2 protein-coding genes and 1 pseudogene are annotated in these 2,137 nt (G+C 70.9%); 2 read left to right on the top strand and 1 reads right to left on the bottom strand.

What is annotated here, in order from left to right; all coding sequences use genetic code 11:
* Positions 1–154: 154 nt before the first annotated feature.
* Positions 155–778 carry an RDD family protein gene (locus ACFYXC_RS11015; protein ID WP_389549425.1) on the bottom strand — a complete coding sequence of 208 codons (624 nt, stop codon included), beginning with the start codon at positions 776–778 and terminating at the stop codon, positions 155–157.
* A 254-nt stretch (positions 779–1,032) separates the two neighbouring features.
* Here ACFYXC_RS11015 and ACFYXC_RS11010 point away from each other — a divergent pair, with 254 nt between their 5' ends.
* Complete coding sequence (locus ACFYXC_RS11010; RefSeq protein WP_388914327.1) at positions 1,033–1,887, top strand: bifunctional methylenetetrahydrofolate dehydrogenase/methenyltetrahydrofolate cyclohydrolase; 855 nt, start codon at positions 1,033–1,035, stop codon at positions 1,885–1,887.
* Between the two features lie 34 nt (positions 1,888–1,921).
* A pseudogene (locus ACFYXC_RS11005) lies at positions 1,922–2,137 on the top strand (glycoside hydrolase); the annotation flags it as partial.

Below are 2,137 nucleotides of genomic sequence, written 5' to 3'. Positions count from 1 at the left end.
CCCCGCGGGGGGGGCCCGCGGGGGGGGGGGCGCCGGGGGGGGCGGCGGGGGGGCGGGGCCCCCCCCGGGGGGGGGGCCCCCCGGCCCCCGGTCCTGGTACGGGCGACCTGTCTATGTACGAGCCGCCCGTCCCGTACGACGGTCCGCGCGGGCGTCAGCCCTTGACGACCACCGAGCTGCACACCTTGTCGGCGAACGTCTGCTTCTTGGCGTCCCACAGCGGCCACAGCCAGCCGAGGTAGCAGGCGAGGCTGTCGAGGAAGTGCGCGAGGCGGCGCACGAACGCCATGCCGATGCCGAGCGGCATGCCGTCGCTCTCCCGCAGCAGCCGGATCCCGAGGGCCTTCTTGCCGATCGTCTGACCGGTCTTGCCCTCCTGGACCAGCATCCAGATGGCCACACCGATGATGGCGACGAAGCTGATCAGACTGAAGATCGCCGTCGAGGAGTCACTGCCTATGGCCGCCCCGATCACCATCGGGATGTAGGCCACCATCAGGACGAGCATGTCCACCAGCGTCGCGCCGAACCGCAGACCCCAGTGGGCGTACGGGGGCATGCCGCCGCCGTACATCTGCTGCTGGGGGTTGGGGTAACCGGGGTACTGCTGGCCGGGCTGCTGGGGGTAACCGTAGCCCGCCTGCGGCGGGACACCCGGAGGCTGCTGCGGGTAGCCGTAACCGGGCTGGCCCTGCGGCGGCTGCTGGGGGTAACCGTACGGCTGCCCTCCTTGCGGCTGCTGCTGCCCGTAGGGGTTGTTCGGGTCGCCGAAGCTCATGACGGTTTCCTCCGTTGATGGTGCGGGGACGACGCGGCTGTACGGAGGAAAAGCTCGAGCGGTCTGCGGTCCGTCCCCCCTGCACTGCCCGCGGCACTGCGCGGCTTATGGTCTAAAAGCCCGGCCTTCTTGTCCAGTTGCGTTCGGCAGGAGTTGTGCAAGTGCAACATCGCTGACCACGTGTGACGCAGGTCCGGGCGGTCGATCCGTGGACGGATTGGAACCTGGACCCGGTCATCCGCGAGGATGGGTGCATGACCGCCCAGATTCTCGATGGCAAGGCCACCGCAGCCGCGATCAAGTCCGATCTGACCGTCCGTGTGGCGGCCCTGAAGGAGAAGGGGGTCACGCCCGGACTCGGCACCGTCCTGGTGGGTGACGATCCCGGCAGCCAGAAGTACGTCGCGGGCAAGCACCGCGACTGCGCCCAGGTCGGCATCGCCTCCATCCAGCGCGAACTGCCCGCGACCGCCACGCAGGAGGAGATCGAGGCGGTCGTCCGCGAACTCAACGAGGACCCGTCCTGCACCGGGTACATCGTCCAGCTGCCGCTGCCCAAGGGCATCGACGAGAACCGCGTCCTCGAACTGATGGACCCGGACAAGGATGCGGACGGCCTCCACCCGATGAACCTCGGCCGTCTCGTCCTGAACGAGCCGGCCCCGCTGCCCTGCACCCCGAACGGCGTCCTCACCCTGCTGCGTCAGTACGGAGTGGAGATCAAGGGCGCCGAGGTCGTGGTCGTCGGCCGCGGTGTGACGATCGGGCGTTCGATGCCGCTGCTGCTCACCAGGCGCTCGGAGAACGCGACGGTGACGCAGTGCCACACCGGCACGCGCGACCTGGCCGCGCATCTGCGCCGGGCGGACATCATCGTCGCCGCGGCGGGTTCCGCGCACCTGATCCGTCCCGAGGACGTGAAGCCGGGGGCGGCCGTCCTCGACGTCGGCGTCTCCCGCAACGCGGAGGGCAAGATCGTCGGCGACGTCCACCCCGGTGTGGCCGAGGTCGCCGCGTGGATCTCGCCGAACCCGGGCGGAGTGGGCCCGATGACCCGCGCCCAGCTCCTCGTCAACGTGGTCGAGGCGGCGGAACGCAGTGCCGGCTGAGCGGGAGCGGGGAATTCCCGCGGAGCGGGACGCCGTGACCTCGTCCGAGACGGAGACCGAGACCTCGGCCGAGATCGCGACCTCGGCCGAAGCCGAAGCTGACGCTGTGACCTCGGCCGAGGGCGGGGCTCGGGCCGACGGTCCGGCTCCGGCTCCGGCTCCGGCTCCGGCTCCGGCTGAGACCGGGACGGACACCTCCGCCGGGACGGACACCTCCGCTGGGACGGGCGCTTCCGCCGGGATGGGCGCT

Source organism: Streptomyces sp. NPDC002701, from assembly GCF_042889045.1.
Taxonomy (GTDB): Bacteria; Actinomycetota; Actinomycetes; order Streptomycetales; family Streptomycetaceae; genus Streptomyces.
The sequence above is the reverse complement of the archived record's forward strand: the minus strand, read 5'-3'. Positions and strand labels throughout refer to the sequence as shown.

Excerpts from the sequence above, each read along its gene's own strand:
- ACFYXC_RS11015 (WP_389549425.1), bottom strand. The coding sequence starts at position 778 with ATGAGCTTCGGCGACCCGAACAACCCCTACGGGCAGCAGCAGCCGCAA.
- ACFYXC_RS11010 (WP_388914327.1), top strand. The coding sequence starts at position 1,033 with ATGACCGCCCAGATTCTCGATGGCAAGGCCACCGCAGCCGCGATCAAG.